This is a genomic window from Streptomyces sp. NPDC021096, from assembly GCF_040641275.1.
Taxonomy (GTDB): Bacteria; Actinomycetota; Actinomycetes; order Streptomycetales; family Streptomycetaceae; genus Streptomyces.
Genome location: NZ_JBFADG010000001.1, coordinates 43786 through 57632, shown reverse-complemented (window position 1 = coordinate 57632; position 13847 = coordinate 43786). Strand labels below are relative to the sequence as shown.

General features: G+C 70.7%; 13 protein-coding genes. 7 read left to right on the top strand and 6 right to left on the bottom strand.

Translation table 11 applies throughout. The annotated features are described in order from the left end of the window. Nucleotides 1-24 precede the first annotated feature (24 nt). From AB0G59_RS00270 to AB0G59_RS00260, 3 genes are all read left to right on the top strand, one after another. Entirely contained in the window at nt 25-1629 is a 1605-nt protein-coding gene (locus AB0G59_RS00270; RefSeq protein ID WP_360906435.1) for a D-aminoacylase, read from the top strand. A 76-nt stretch (nt 1630-1705) separates the two neighbouring features. Then, complete coding sequence (locus tag AB0G59_RS00265; protein ID WP_360906433.1) at nt 1706-2914, top strand: pyridoxal phosphate-dependent aminotransferase; 1209 nt, start codon at nt 1706-1708, stop codon at nt 2912-2914. A gap of 55 nt (nt 2915-2969) precedes the next feature. After that, entirely contained in the window at nt 2970-3353 is a 384-nt protein-coding gene (locus AB0G59_RS00260; RefSeq protein ID WP_360906431.1) for a hypothetical protein, read from the top strand. Nucleotides 3354-3477: 124 nt separating this feature from the next. Here the strand turns inward: AB0G59_RS00260 and AB0G59_RS00255 are convergent, their stop codons facing one another. Then, nucleotides 3478-5307, bottom strand: a complete 1830-nt coding sequence (locus AB0G59_RS00255) for a phosphoenolpyruvate carboxykinase (GTP) (protein WP_360906429.1) — start codon at nt 5305-5307, stop codon at nt 3478-3480. A gap of 271 nt (nt 5308-5578) precedes the next feature. On the opposite strand from AB0G59_RS00255, the gene AB0G59_RS00250 reads away from it, so the two are divergent. Further along, nucleotides 5579-6313: a hemolysin III family protein gene (locus tag AB0G59_RS00250; protein WP_360906427.1), complete on the top strand. Its 735-nt coding sequence runs from the start codon at nt 5579-5581 to the stop codon at nt 6311-6313. 331 nt (nt 6314-6644) lie between these two features. Beyond that, nucleotides 6645-7277: a TetR family transcriptional regulator gene (locus AB0G59_RS00245; RefSeq protein ID WP_360906425.1), complete on the top strand. Its 633-nt coding sequence runs from the start codon at nt 6645-6647 to the stop codon at nt 7275-7277. A gap of 39 nt (nt 7278-7316) precedes the next feature. On the opposite strand, the gene AB0G59_RS00240 is transcribed toward AB0G59_RS00245, so the two are convergent. The 3 genes from AB0G59_RS00240 to mca all read right to left on the bottom strand — a co-directional run bounded on the left by AB0G59_RS00240 (nt 7317) and on the right by mca (nt 10566). Beyond that, nucleotides 7317-9344, bottom strand: a complete 2028-nt coding sequence (locus AB0G59_RS00240) for a thioredoxin domain-containing protein (protein WP_360906423.1) — start codon at nt 9342-9344, stop codon at nt 7317-7319. Between the two features lie 108 nt (nt 9345-9452). After that, a complete protein-coding gene (locus tag AB0G59_RS00235; protein WP_104531531.1) occupies nt 9453-9689 on the bottom strand; it encodes a hypothetical protein in 237 nt (78 codons plus the stop codon). A gap of 7 nt (nt 9690-9696) precedes the next feature. Further along, on the bottom strand, nt 9697-10566 hold the full coding sequence (mca, locus tag AB0G59_RS00230) for a mycothiol conjugate amidase Mca (RefSeq protein ID WP_071961725.1): 870 nt from the start codon (nt 10564-10566) through the stop codon (nt 9697-9699). A 122-nt stretch (nt 10567-10688) separates the two neighbouring features. On the opposite strand from mca, the gene AB0G59_RS00225 reads away from it, so the two are divergent. Beyond that, nucleotides 10689-11102 (top strand): DUF4307 domain-containing protein, encoded by a 414-nt coding sequence (locus AB0G59_RS00225; RefSeq protein ID WP_360906421.1) that lies wholly within the window; start codon nt 10689-10691, stop codon nt 11100-11102. A 213-nt stretch (nt 11103-11315) separates the two neighbouring features. Next, entirely contained in the window at nt 11316-11813 is a 498-nt protein-coding gene (greA, locus tag AB0G59_RS00220) for a transcription elongation factor GreA (RefSeq protein ID WP_360906419.1), read from the top strand. Nucleotides 11814-11897: 84 nt separating this feature from the next. Here greA and AB0G59_RS00215 read toward each other — a convergent pair whose 3' ends face one another. Together AB0G59_RS00215 and AB0G59_RS00210 are read right to left on the bottom strand one after the other, a co-directional pair. Continuing rightward, complete coding sequence (locus tag AB0G59_RS00215) at nt 11898-12758, bottom strand: ABC transporter permease (RefSeq protein ID WP_360906417.1); 861 nt, start codon at nt 12756-12758, stop codon at nt 11898-11900. After that, nucleotides 12755-13744: an ATP-binding cassette domain-containing protein gene (locus AB0G59_RS00210; protein ID WP_360906415.1), complete on the bottom strand. Its 990-nt coding sequence runs from the start codon at nt 13742-13744 to the stop codon at nt 12755-12757. The genes AB0G59_RS00215 and AB0G59_RS00210 overlap by 4 nt, the downstream gene beginning before the upstream one ends. Nucleotides 13745-13847: the final 103 nt, after the last annotated feature.

Sequence of the window (13847 nt, the reverse complement as noted above, 5' to 3'; positions counted from 1 at the left end):
GGATAGGGGAAAGGAGCCCCACCCATGGACACCGTCTTACGCGACGTCCGCGTCATCGACGGCACCGGCGCCCCCTCCTACCGCGCCGACGTCGCCGTCTCCAACGGCCGGATCGCCGAGATCCACCGCCCGGGCGACGGCCCACGCCCCACGGGCCACCGCACCCTCGACGCCCAAGGCCTAGCGCTAGCCCCCGGCTTCATCGACATGCACGCCCACAGCGACCTCTCCCTCCTCCGCGACCCCGCCCACGAGGCCAAGGTCGCCCAGGGCGTGACCCTCGAGGTCATCGGCCAGGACGGCCTGTCGTACGCGCCCGTCGACGACCGCACCCTCCCCCAGGTCCGCACGGCGATCGCCGGCTGGAACGGCGACGGCCACGACGTCGACTTCACATGGCGCACCGTCGGCGAGTACCTGGACCGGCTCGACCACCAGGGCATCGCCGTCAACGCCGCCTACCTCGTACCGCAGGGCGCGGTGCGGATGCTGGCCGTCGGCTGGACGGACCGGCCGGCCACGGCCGCCGAGCTGGACCACATGCGGCGGCTGGTCGCCGAGGGCCTGGAGCAGGGCGCGGTGGGGATGTCCTCCGGGCTCACCTACACGCCCGGCATGTACGCCGACGACGCCGAGCTGACCGAGCTGTGCCGCGTCGTGGCCCGGTACGGCGGCTACTACTGCCCGCACCACCGCTCGTACGGGGCGGGCGCCCTGGCCGCGTACGAGGAGATGATCGCCCTCGCGCGCACGGCGGGCTGCGCCCTGCACCTGGCCCACGCCGTCATGAACTTCGGCGTGAACGCGGGGCGCGCCGGCGAGCTGCTGGCCCTGCTGGACGCCGCGCTCGCGGACGGCGCCGACATCTCCCTCGACACCTATCCGTACACGCCGGGCTGCACCACGCTCGCCGCGATGCTGCCCGGCTGGGCGAGCGAGGGCGGGCCGGAGGCGGTGCTGGCGCGGCTGCGCGACGACGCCACGGCCGGGCGGATCCGGCATGCCATGGAGGTGACGGGCGCGGACGGCTGCCACGGCGTGCCGATCGACTGGGATGCCGTCGAGATCTCCGGCGTGGCCGGCCCGGGCCTCGGGGAGTACGTGGGCCGGACCGTCGCCGACTGTGCGCGCGAACGCGGCGAGGCGCCGTTCGCCACGGCCCGCCGGCTGCTGATCGAGGACCGGCTGAGGCCGACGATCCTGCAGCACGTGGGGGACGAGGCGAACGTCCGCGCGATCATGCGGCACCGCGTGCACACGGGCGGCAGCGACGGCATCCTGCAGGGCGCGAAGCCCCACCCCCGTGCCTTCGGCACGTTTCCGCACTACCTGGGCCGGTACGCGCGTGAGCTGGGCGTGTTCTCCCTGGAGGAGTGCGTGGCGCATCTCACGTCGCGGCCCGCGGCCCGGTTGCGGCTGCCGGATCGGGGTCTCGTACGCGAGGGACACCGCGCCGACCTCGTGCTCTTCGATCCCCTGACGGTGGCCTCCGGTGCCACTTTCGAAGCCCCGCGGACGCTTCCGACCGGCATTCCTTATGTCCTGATTGCCGGACGCTTTGTGATGGAAGACGGACGCCGGACGGACGTCCTGGCGGGACGCACGGTCCGGCGCTCGCCTGCGGGCTGAGGGGCCCGGCCGGGGCGCTCCCGGTGGGGCGGGAAAGGGCGCGCGTGCCGCGTGACCTCCCCGTATGGTGGCCGTCATGCAGGTGATCCAGTCAACGAAGCTCGCCAACGTCTGCTACGAAATCCGTGGCCCGGTGCTCGAGGAGGCGATGCGGCTCGAGGCAGCAGGTCACCGCATCCTCAAGCTCAACACGGGCAACCCCGCGATCTTCGGGTTCGAGTGCCCGCCGGAGATCCTCGAGGACATGCTGCGCAACGTCGGCGACGCACACGGCTACGGCGACGCCAAGGGGCTGCTCGCCGCCCGGCGCGCCGTGGTGCAGCACTACGAGACCAAGGGCATCGAGCTGTCCGTCGAGGACATCTACCTCGGCAACGGCGTCTCCGAGCTCATCCAGATGTCGATGCAGGCACTGCTCGACGACGGCGACGAGGTCCTCGTCCCGGCCCCCGACTACCCGCTGTGGACGGCGTCGGTCTCGCTCGCGGGCGGCACGGCCGTGCACTACCGCTGCGACGAGCAGTCGGACTGGATGCCGGACCTGGCCGACATCGAGCGCAAGGTCACCGACCGCACCAAGGCGCTCGTCATCATCAACCCGAACAACCCCACGGGCGCCGTCTACGACGACGAGATGCTGCGCGGCCTGACGGAGATCGCCCGCCGCCACAACCTGATCGTCTGCTCCGACGAGATCTACGACAAGATCCTCTACGACGGCGTGACCCACACCCCGACCGCCGCCATCGCCCCGGACCTGCTGACGCTGACGTTCAACGGCCTGTCCAAGGCCTACCGCGTGGCCGGCTACCGCAGCGGCTGGCTGGCGGTCTGCGGCCCCAAGGCCCACGCCGACAGCTACATCGAGGGCCTGACGATCCTGGCCAACATGCGCCTGTGCGCCAATATGCCGGCGCAGTACGCGGTGGCCACCGCCCTCGGCGGCAAGCAGACGATCAACGACCTGGTGCTGCCAGGTGGCCGGCTGCTGGAGCAGCGCGACGTCGCGCACGAGCTGCTGACGCAGATCCCGGGCGTGACGTGCGTGAAGCCGAAGGGCGCGCTGTACGCCTTCCCCCGGCTCGACCCCAAGGTCTACAAGATCAAGGACGACCGGCAGATGGTGCTGGACCTGCTCCGCGCCGAAAAAATCATGGTCGTGCACGGCACGGGCTTCAACTGGCCGGAGCCGGACCACTTCCGCCTGGTCACACTGCCGAACGCCAAGGATCTGGCGGAGGCCGTGACCCGGATCGGGAACTTCCTGGACGGCTACGGCCAATAACTTTAGACGCTGTCTAAGTTAGGATGGCCTTCAGAGGTAACTCAGGAGGCCATCCATGTACGAACCGATCCGCACCAAGTCGGTCCACGCACACGGCCCGCACCGCTCCCGCGAGGAGGAGCTGGACATACGGCTGGCAGGGCACTTCACGGCACTGCTGACGGTGACGGACGAGCTGCGGGTGCTGGCGCCGGCGGCCGCGCTGGACGATGCGGCGGCGCGGCTGGCACTGCGGGTGGAGCGCCTGCTGGGCCACTCGCCCCTGCGGGCGGCTCCGACGGAGGGCGTCGCCGACGCCGCCCATGTGACCGCGCTCCACCAGCGCGCCCACATGCTGGCCGGCCAGGCCCTGGTCGTCGCCACCCAACGCGGCGACGCGCCGAGCACCGCCCTGGCGGCGGAGCGCCTGCACGCCCACGCGGGCTTTCTCTTCCCCTGACCGCGCTACGCGCGGTGTCCTCAATCGCCGGACGGGCTTGAATTCCGCCCAGGCGGGGTGTTTTCCGCCCGGTCCGGCGAAAAATTTCAGCCCGTCCGGCGATTGAGGACAAAAGAAGGGGGCGTCAGCCCAGGCGCTTGACCAGCGCCCGGTACTCGTCCCACAGCTCCTTCGGGGTGTGCTCACCGAAGGTGTTCAGGTGCTCGGGCACCAGCGCCGCCTCCTCGCGCCAGACCTCGGTGTCGACCTTGAGCAGGAAGTCCAGGTCCTCCTCCGGCAGGTCCAGGCCCTCGGTGTCGAGCGCGGAGCGCGTCGGCAGGATGCCGATCGGGGTCTCGACGCCCTCGGCCTTGCCGTCCAGGCGCTCGACGATCCACTTCAGCACGCGGCTGTTCTCGCCGAAGCCCGGCCAGACGAACTTGCCCGCGTCGTTCTTGCGGAACCAGTTCACGTAGTAGATCTTCGGGAGCTTGTCCTGGTCGGCGCCCTTGCCGACCTTGATCCAGTGGGCCATGTAGTCGCCCATGTTGTAGCCGCAGAACGGCAGCATGGCGAAGGGGTCGCGGCGCAGTTCGCCGACCTTGCCCTCGGCGGCGGCGGTCTTCTCGGAGGCGACGTTGGCGCCGAGGAAGACGCCGTGCTGCCAGTCGAAGGACTCGGTCACCAGCGGCACGGCCGAGGCGCGGCGGCCGCCGAAGAGGATGGCCGAGATCGGCACGCCCTTGGGGTCCTCCCACTCGGGCGCGGCGATCGGGCACTGCGAGGCGGGCACGGTGAAGCGGGCGTTGGGGTGGGCGGCCGGGGTGCCGGACGCGGGGGTCCAGTCGTTGCCCTTCCAGTCCGTGAGGTGGGCCGGGGACTCCTCGGTCATACCCTCCCACCACACGTCGTTGTCGTCGGTGAGCGCGACGTTGGTGAAGACGGCGTTGCCCCACAGGGTCTTCATGGCGTTGGCGTTGGTGTGCTCGCCGGTGCCGGGGGCGACGCCGAAGAAGCCGGCCTCGGGGTTGATGGCGTAGAGGCGGCCGTCCTGGCCGAAGCGCATCCAGGCGATGTCGTCGCCGATGGTCTCCACGGTCCAGCCGGAGACCGTGGGCTCCAGCATGGCGAGGTTGGTCTTGCCGCAGGCGGAGGGGAAGGCGGCGGCCACGTACTTGGGCTCGCCCTGCGGCGGGGTGAGCTTGAGGATGAGCATGTGCTCGGCCAGCCAGCCCTCGTCGCGCGCCATCACCGAGGCGATGCGCAGGGCGTAGCACTTCTTGCCCAGCAGGGCGTTGCCGCCGTAGCCGGAGCCGTAGGACCAGATCTCGCGGTCCTCGGGGAAGTGCGAGATGTACTTGGTGGAGTTGCACGGCCAGGGGACGTCGGCCTCGCCCTCGGCCAGCGGGGCGCCGAGGGTGTGGACGGCCTTGACGAAGAAGCCGTCGGTGCCGAGCTCGTCGAGGACGGCCTGGCCCATGCGGGTCATGGTGCGCATCGAGACGGCGACGTAGGCGGAGTCGGTGATCTCGACGCCGATCGCGGACAGCGGCGAGCCGAGGGGGCCCATGCAGAAGGGCACGACGTACATGGTGCGGCCGCGCATGGAGCCGCGGAAGATGCCCCCGTCACCGTCCTTGCCGGCGAAGATCTCCCGCATCTCGGCGGGGGCCTTCCAGTGGTTGGTCGGGCCCGCGTCCTCCTCCTTCTCGGAGCAGATGAAGGTGCGGTCCTCGACGCGCGCCACGTCGCTGGGGTCGGAGGCGGCGTAGTAGGAGTTGGGGCGCTTGACCGGGTCGAGCTTGCGGAAGGTGCCCTTGGCGACGAGCTCCTCGCACAGGCGCTCGTACTCGGCCTCGGAGCCGTCGCACCAGACCACGCGGTCCGGCTGAGTGAGGGCGGCAATCTGGTCGACCCAGGAGATCAGCTCCTGGTGGCTGGTGGGGGTGGTGGGAGCCGCACTGCTGCGCGCCACGATCGCTCCGTCCCGCCGGAACCCGCTGTCCGGCGTCAGATGTTGAGGGTGGAACGGGTGATTGCATACCGGGATGCCCGATATGTACCCGCCTCTGCACATGTTGCCCCTTGGGGGCTGCGACCCAGACGCTTCGTGACCGCTCATCCGGTGCCGCCCGCACTCATTTGATCATCCGACTCATCATCCGATCTGTCCAGGGGGCACCCCCGTGACCATCGCCACGCGATACCGGTCCGTAACCTACGGTGGCGTAGGTAGCATGACGGGCATGACTTCCGCGCCCGACGCAGCGCGAATCGCGCCCTCCGCTTCTGCCGCGGCCGCGACCGCCGCTCCTCCCGACGTCATCCCTTCCTCCGTCGCGGACGCGGTCAAGCCGCGGCTGCGTGGCTGGCTGCACGCGGGAATGTTCCCGGCCGTGCTCGTCTCCGGCGTCTTCCTCACCGCACTGGCGGACAGCACCCGGGGCCGGATCGCCTGCGCGATCTTCGTACTGACCGCCTGTCTGCTCTTCGGCATCAGCGCGCTGTACCACCGCGGCAACTGGAGCCCGCGGACGGCGGCCGTGCTCCGCCGCCTCGACCACGCGAACATCTTCCTGATCATCGCGGGCACCTATACGCCGCTGACCATGCTGCTGGTGCCCGGCAGCAGAGGGCAGGTGCTGCTGTGGGCGGTCTGGGCGGCGGCCCTCGCGGGCATCGCCTTCCGCGTCTTCTGGGTCGGCGCGCCGCGCTGGCTCTACACCCCCTGCTACATCGCCATGGGCTGGGCCGCCGTCTTCTTCCTGCCGGACTTCCTGCGCAAGGGCGGCGTCGCCGTCCTCGTCCTGGTGATCGTCGGCGGCCTGCTCTACTCCGCGGGCGGCGTGATCTACGGGATCAAGCGCCCGAACCCCTCACCTCGGTGGTTCGGCTTCCACGAGGTCTTCCACTCCCTCACCCTGGCCGCCTTCGTCACGCACTACGTGGGCATCTCGCTGGTGGCCTATTCGCACGCATGACGGACCGGACGCCGGGTGCGACGGGCGCCCGGCCCGTACCCGCCGTCCTCTCGCGGGCCGCGGCCTCGACGCCGCGGCCACCCGCCAGGCCAGCGAGGCCACCCCGGCCAGCACCACGGTGAGCACGGCCGCCTCGCCGACCACCACATAGCCCCCGACGCATAACCCCGCCACCAGCACGGCGAGAGCGTTCACAGCCACAACCGTCATGACTACCTCCGATCATTTCACTGATCGTTCCCCTGCCCCGCACACAGCGTCACACACCGCACTGACAGTCAGTGTGGCATCAAGGATCCGGCCGGTCCCGGCCACGGACGGATGACCGAGAATGCAGGGCATGGCCTCAGCACAGACCTCCCCCGCCGGGCAGCCCGGGCCCAGGCTCGGGCTGCGGGAGCGGAAGAAGATCCAGACCCGTCGGGCGATCCGCGGCGCCGCCTACCGCCTCTTCGCGGAGCAGGGCTACGACGCCACCCCCGTCGACCGGATCGCCGAGGCCGCCGACGTTTCCCCCAGCACCGTCTTCCGCTACTTCCCCACCAAGGAAGACATCGTGCTCACCGACGAGTACGACCCGCTGATGGAGGCCGCGATCCGGGCCCGTCCCGCGGGCGAGCCGCCCCTGGAGTCCATCCGCCGGGGCGTCCTGGACGGCCTGCGCCACCTCGTCGACACCGACCTCGCCGAGCTCCGGCAGCGCACCCGGCTCGTCCACGAGGTGCCCGCGCTGCGCGGCCGGTCGGCGGAGGGCATGGCGCGGACGGGCCGCATGCTCTGCGCCGTCCTGGCCGAGCGCACGGGCCGCCCGCCGCACGACCTGGAGCTGCGGGTGGCGGTCGCCGCCGTCCTCGGCGCGATGCAGGAGGCGATGATGGCCTGGGTCGAGCAGGGGCAGACCGAGGACCCGCTGGCCCTGATCGACCGCGCCCTGGGCGTACTCGTCCGCGGCCTCACCCGCTGACCCGGGCCCCGGGCCCCACCGCGGCGCACGCCGCCGCCCTCAGCCGCCCAGCTTCTCCGCCAGGGCCTTCGCGTCGACCGTGGGCGCGTCACAGGTGAAGTTCCGGCACACATAGGCCGCCGGACGGCCGTCGCGCAGGGTGCGGCCCTGCAGGAGCGGCACCTCCTCGGAGCCCGGCTCGCCCACCGCCACCACCAGGCCGGGGGCCGTGGACAGCAGCGCCGTGTGGTGCAGCTGCCGGGTGACGGGGTGATCGGCCGGGCCGACGACCGCGACCTCGCGCGGCCCGTCCAGCAGGGCCTCGGCCACCGCCAGCCCCCAGCTGATGAACCGCGGCGCCTTCGCCCCGAGCGTGCGCACCACGCCCAGCGCCTTCTCCGCCGCCTCCCGGTGCGCGGAGCTGCCGGTGTACGCGGCGTACGTCAGCAGGGCGCCGGCCGCCGCCGTCCAGCCGGAGGGCGTGGCGTTGTCCGTGGGGTCCTGCGGGCGCCGGATGAGGATCTCGGCGTCGTCCGCGGTGTCGAAGAGCGCCCCGTCCACGTCGGTGAAGCGGACCAGCACGGTGTCCAGGAGCAGCCCCGCGAAGTCCACCCACACGCCTTCGCCGGTGACCGCGGACAGGGCCAGGAAGCCCTCGGCGACGTCCGCGTAGTCCTCCAGCACCCCCGCGTGCGTGCCGGCGACGCCGTCCAGCGAGGTGCGGAACAGCCGCGCGTGCCAGTCCATGTGGGTGCGGACGAGCAGGTCGGCGGCGTCCGTGGCGGCCTGGACCAGGTCCGGGCGGTCGAAGTAGGCGCCGGTCTCGGCCAGTGCGGCGATGGCCAGCCCGTTCCAGGCGGCCACGATCTTGTCGTCCCGTGCCGGGCGGGGCCGCTGATCGCGCGCCGCCAGCAGCCGGGTCCGCACGGAGGCGATCTTCCCCGCGTCCCACAGCTGTTCGGTGTCGGGCAGCCGCAGCACGGAGGCGCCCTCCTCGAAGGTGCCCTCCTCGGTCACCCCGAAGTGGACCGCCGCCATGGCCGCGTCCGCCTCGCCCAGCACCTCCCGCAACTGCCGCGGCGTCCACACGTAGTACGCGCCCTCGACGTGCCGGCCCGTGCCGTCGTCGCTGTCGGCGTCCAGCGCCGAGGCGAAGCCGCCCTGCGCCGTGCGCAGTTCGCGGACCATGAAGTCCGCCGTCTCCAGGGCGACGCGCCGGGCCAGCTCCGAGCCCGTGGCACGCCACAGGTGGGCGTAGACCCGGCACAGCAGGGCGTTGTCGTAGAGCATCTTCTCGAAGTGGGGCACCACCCAGCCGGCGTCCACCGAATAGCGCGCGAAGCCGCCGCCGAGCTGGTCGTAGATGCCGCCGCGCGCCATCGCCTCGCACGTGGCGCCCGCCATCTCCAGGGCCGCCGCCGAGCCCGTGCGGACGTAGTGGCGCAGCAGGAACTCCAGCGCCATGGACGGCGGGAACTTCGGTGCGCCGCCGAAGCCGCCGCGCACGGCGTCGAACTCCCGGGTCAGCCCCAGCAGCGCGGCGTGCGCGTCCTCGGCGGCGGGGGGCCGGGCGGTGTCCACGGACAGCGTCCGGTCCGCCAGGTCCCGCACGATGCGCCCCGCGACCTGGCCCACCTCGTCGCGCCGGTCGCGCCACGCGGCGTGGACGCCCTCGAGGACCTGGACGAAGCCGGGCATGCCGTGCCGGGGCTCGGGCGGGAAGTAGGTGCCGAAGTAGAACGGCTCGGCGTCCGGGGTGAGGAAGACCGTCATGGGCCAGCCGCCCTGGCCGGTGGCGGCCTGGACCGCCTCCATGTACACAGCGTCGATGTCGGGCCGCTCCTCGCGGTCGACCTTGACGGAGAGGAAGTGCTCGTTGAGGTAGGCGGCGGTCGGCTCGTCCTCGAAGGACTCGTGCGCCATGACGTGACACCAGTGACAGCTGGAGTACCCCACGCTCAGCAGCACCGGCACGCCCCGCCGCCGGGCCTCGGCGAAGGCCTCGGGCGACCAGGGCCACCAGTCGACCGGGTTCTCGGCGTGCTGGAGGAGGTAGGGGGACGTCTCGTGCGCCAGACGGTTCGGCATGGGGCCATCCTTCCCCACGGCAGCACGAAACCGGGGCTCCGCCCCGGACCCCCCGTCCTCAATCGCCGGACTGGACCTTCCGCCCGTCCGGCGATCGAAGGACGGCTCCTACGCCGTCGTCTTGCCGGCCCCGCCGGGCAGCGCCTCGGCGGAGGGCTCCGGCGCCTCCTCGAAGTCCACCCGCTTCATGTGCTTGTTCATGCTCTTCATCAGCATCCACACGGCCCCGCCGATCACGGCGAAGACGAGGAAGCCGAGCACACCGGGCGTGACCTTGTTCTTGTCCAGCTCCTCGGCGGCGAACGGCACGAGGTGGGTGGCGGCGAGGGTTGCAGTCGCGCTCATCATGGGGTCAATTGTTGCGGATGCCCGCGAAGAGGTCGTCCTCGGGGAGGGAAGTGTCGACGAGGGACTTCGCGAGCTCGTACTCCTCGGTGGGCCACACCTCGCGCTGGAGGTCCAGCGGCACCCGGAACCAGCCGCCGTCGGGGTCGATCTGGGTGGCGTGGGCGATCAGCGCCTTGTCGCGGATCTCGAAGAAGTCGCCGCACGGGACGTACGTGGTCAGGGTCCGCTGGCGGCCGGCCGTCAGCCAGCGCTCCAGCCACTCGCCGTAAGGGGACTCCAGGCCGCGGGCCAGCAGCGCCTCGTGGAGGGCCAGGGTGCGCTCGCGGTTGAAGCCCTGGTTGTAGTAGAGCTTCTGCGGCTGCCAGGGCTCGCCGGCCTCGGGGTAGCGCTCGGGGTCGCCCGCGGCCTCGAAGGCCACCATCGTGATCTTGTGCGTCATGATGTGGTCGGGGTGCGGGTAGCCGCCGTTCTCGTCGTACGTGGTGATCACGTGCGGACGGAACTCGCGGATCAGCTTCACCAGCGCGCCGGCCGCCTCATCGACGTCCTGGAGCGCGAAGCAGCCCTCGGGCAGCGGCGGCAGCGGGTCGCCCTCGGGCAGGCCGGAGTCGACGAAGCCCAGCCACTCCTGCTTGACGCCGAGGATGTCGCGGGCCTCGTCCATCTCCTTGGCGCGGACCTCGTGGATGTGCTCCTCGATGTAGGGGTCGCCCTGGAGCTTGGGGTTGAGGATGGAGCCACGCTCACCACCCGTGCAGGTGGCGACCAGCACGTCCACCCCCTCGGACACGTACTTGGCCATCGTGGCCGCGCCCTTGCTCGACTCGTCGTCGGGGTGGGCGTGAACGGCCATCAGTCGGAGCTGCTCAGTCAAGGCTCGATCCTCAGTCACTGGTCATGGCCCCTCTTATCGGTCAGCCGGGGCGCCTCCTATAGTGACCGAAACGGCCGCCGATTCATTCCGCGTCCGGTGAACGAGACCCAGGAGGAACGACCATGGCTGCGGAACGCCAGGCCGCCCTGCCCGAGGGCCGCTACGGCCGCTCGGCGGACGAACGCGCCGACCGCAAGCTGAAGATCGTCGGCGGGGTGCTGGGCGCCGCGCTGCTCGGCTTCGTCGCCTGGGCGGGTGTGCACTACATCACGAAGTCGGACGTCAGCGGTCAGCTGGTGCGTTCCAAGACCGTTTCGGACGACACGGTGCAGGCGGTCCTGGAGATCCGCAAGGAGAAGGACGCCACCGGCGTGTGCACGCTGCGCTCGCTGGGCGAGGACGGGGGCGAGGTGGCGCGCAAGGACGTGACCTTCGACCGCCGCGAGGGCCACTTCACGGAGCTGGTCACCGTCCGGACGACCGGTCGGGCCACCGCCACGGAGCTCGAGGGCTGCCGGAGCGCGCCCCGCGGCTGACCCGCCACCATGGCCAAAAGGGATAGACCCCCCTCTGACCTGCGTTGACGCGATTCTTGCGCGGTTTCTCCCCTTTACTTCTTCCCCCTTTACGGACGTAATTGTTAGGCTCGTGGTTTCGCCCCGCTTTGAAGGTGCACCCTTCTGAGTAGGGCGTTCATTTGTTATCGCGATGTACCCCAAGCATTCCCCCAGTACCGACGAGGAGCACCTGTGACCCAGACCAGCGACAACGTCACCTGGCTGACTCAGGAGGCGTACGACCAGCTCAAGGCCGAGCTGGAGTACCTGTCTGGTCCCGCTCGCACCGAGATCGCCGCAAAGATCGCGGCGGCCCGCGAGGAAGGTGACCTGCGAGAGAACGGCGGTTACCACGCGGCCAAGGAGGAGCAGGGCAAGCAGGAGCTCCGCGTCCGCCAGCTGACGCAGCTGCTGGAGTCCGCCAAGGTCGGCGAGGCCCCGGAGGCCGACGGAGTGGTGGCCCCCGGCATGGTCGTCACCATCGCCTTCGACGGCGACCCGGACGACACGCTCGACTTCCTGCTCGCCTCGCGCGAGTACGCCAGCTCGGACATCGAGACGTACTCCCCGCAGTCCCCGCTGGGCTCCGGCGTGAACGGCAAGAAGATCGGCGAGGACGCCCAGTACGAGCTGCCCAACGGCCGCAAGGCCATGGTGCGCATCCTGGAGGCCAAGCCCTACCAGGGCTGAGCAGGACACTGCCGCCGGAGAGCCCCGGACCCGCCTGGGTCCGGGGCTCTCCCGTGCTCCGGGGGCGCTGTGCGGCCCCCCGCCTCACGCCGTCGCCGAGCGGTACTTGCGCACCGCCAGTGAGCGGAAGGCGACGATGATCAACACGGACCAGATCAGCGACGCCCACACCGGATGCTGCATCGGCCACGCCGCCGGCACCGGGTACCCCTCCGGCAGATTGCCGAAGAGCTGCCGCGCCGCCTGCACCGTGGCGCTGAACGGGTTCCACTCCGCGATGGTGCGCAGCACGGTGGGCATGTTGTCCGCCGGTACGAAGGCGTTGGAGATGAAGGTCAGCGGGAAGAGCCAGATCAGCCCGCCCGAGGTGGCCGCCTCCGGCGTTCTGACGCTCAGGCCGATCAGCGCGCCGATCCACGAGAAGGCGTAGCCGAGCAGGAGCAGCAGGGCGAAGCCGGCCAGCGCCTTGAGGACGCCCTCGTGGATGCGCCAGCCGACGATCACGGCGACGACGGCCAGCACGACGAGCGTGAGGGCGGTCTGCACCAGGTCCGCGAGCGTCCGCCCGGTGAGCACGGCCCCGCGGGCCATGGGCAGCGAGCGGAAGCGGTCGATGAGGCCCTTGTGCATGTCGTCGGCGATGCCCGCGCCCGCTCCCGCCGTGGCGAAGGTGACGGTCTGGGCGAAGATGCCGGCCATCAGGAACTCGCGGTACGTCGCGGGGTCGGTGCTGCCGCCCACGGCGATCGAGCCGCCGAAGACATAGCTGAACAGCACCACGAACATGATCGGCTGGATCAGCCCGAAGATCACCACTTCGGGTATGCGGGCCATGCGGATCAGATTGCGCTGGGCGACGACCAGGGAGTCGCGGACGGACTGGACCGCACCGCCGCGTGCCGTGGGGACGGGCCGCCGGGAGTAGGTGCCCTGGGCGGCGCTCATGGGGTGACCCCTTCCTTCGCCGTGTCCTCGTCGGCCTCGTCCGCGGCTTCGGCGACGTGCCCGGTGAGCGAGATGAACACGTCGTCCAGCGTCGGGCGGCGCAGCCCGATGTCGTCGAGCTCGATGCCGCGGGCGTCGAGCTCGCGGATCACCTCGGCGAGCAGCTTGGCGCCGCCGGAGACCGGGACGATGACCTTGCGGGTGTGCTGCTCGACGGTGGCTTCGCCCTTGCCGAAGGCGCGCATGACCTCCAGGGCGAGGTCGATGTGGCCGCGCTCGTGCACGACCAGCTCGACGCGCTCCCCGCCTGTGCGTGCCTTGAGCTGGTCGGAGGTGCCGCGGGCGATGACCTTGCCGTGGTCGATCACGCAGATGTCGTGCGCGAGGTGGTCGGCCTCCTCCAGGTACTGGGTGGTGAGCAGCAAGGTGGTGCCGCCGGCGACGAGTTCCTGGATGACCTCCCACAACTGCTGGCGGTTGCGCGGGTCCAGGCCCGTGGTGGGCTCGTCCATGAACATCACGGGCGGGCTGACGACGAGGGCGGCGGCGAGGTCGAGGCGGCGGCGCATGCCGCCGGAGTAGGTCTTGGCGGCGCGGTCGGCGGCGTCGGCGAGGTTGAAGCGCTCCAGCAGCTCCCCCGCCCGGGCCTTCGCGTCGCGCGCGCTCATCTGGTAGAGCCGGCCGACCATCCGGAGGTTCTCACGTCCCGTCAGATATTCGTCGACGGCGGCGAATTGTCCGGAAAGACCGATGGAGTGGCGGACCTCGTTGGGTTTCTTCAGTACGTCGATGCCCGCGACGACGGCCTTGCCGCGGTCGGGCTTGATGAGGGTCGTGAGGACGCGCACGGCGGTGGTCTTGCCCGCGCCGTTGGGGCCGAGCAGTCCTAGAACGGTTCCTTCCGGGACGTCGAGATCAACGCCGTCCAGAGCCGTGACGTCGCCGAAGGTCTTGACCAGGCCTTCGGCGTATATCGCGCCTGGCATGGAGGTTCTCCCCGTTTAAAGGTGACGTAATAGATGATTTTACGTTCATCCTCGCCATCCCGCCCTGTGAATGAATGCCACCGCCGAAATCCCTGGGAAACAC

What these genes read in the sequence shown, in the direction of transcription:
- AB0G59_RS00270 (WP_360906435.1), top strand. Translation starts at nt 25, where the DNA reads ATGGACACCGTCTTACGCGACGTCCGCGTCATCGACGGCACCGGCGCC.
- AB0G59_RS00265 (WP_360906433.1), top strand. Translation starts at nt 1,706, where the DNA reads ATGCAGGTGATCCAGTCAACGAAGCTCGCCAACGTCTGCTACGAAATC.
- AB0G59_RS00260 (WP_360906431.1), top strand. Translation starts at nt 2,970, where the DNA reads ATGTACGAACCGATCCGCACCAAGTCGGTCCACGCACACGGCCCGCAC.
- AB0G59_RS00250 (WP_360906427.1), top strand. Translation starts at nt 5,579, where the DNA reads ATGACTTCCGCGCCCGACGCAGCGCGAATCGCGCCCTCCGCTTCTGCC.
- AB0G59_RS00245 (WP_360906425.1), top strand. Translation starts at nt 6,645, where the DNA reads ATGCAGGGCATGGCCTCAGCACAGACCTCCCCCGCCGGGCAGCCCGGG.
- AB0G59_RS00240 (WP_360906423.1), bottom strand. Translation starts at nt 9,344, where the DNA reads ATGCCGAACCGTCTGGCGCACGAGACGTCCCCCTACCTCCTCCAGCAC.
- AB0G59_RS00235 (WP_104531531.1), bottom strand. Translation starts at nt 9,689, where the DNA reads ATGAGCGCGACTGCAACCCTCGCCGCCACCCACCTCGTGCCGTTCGCC.
- AB0G59_RS00225 (WP_360906421.1), top strand. Translation starts at nt 10,689, where the DNA reads ATGGCTGCGGAACGCCAGGCCGCCCTGCCCGAGGGCCGCTACGGCCGC.
- AB0G59_RS00215 (WP_360906417.1), bottom strand. Translation starts at nt 12,758, where the DNA reads ATGAGCGCCGCCCAGGGCACCTACTCCCGGCGGCCCGTCCCCACGGCA.
- AB0G59_RS00210 (WP_360906415.1), bottom strand. Translation starts at nt 13,744, where the DNA reads ATGCCAGGCGCGATATACGCCGAAGGCCTGGTCAAGACCTTCGGCGAC.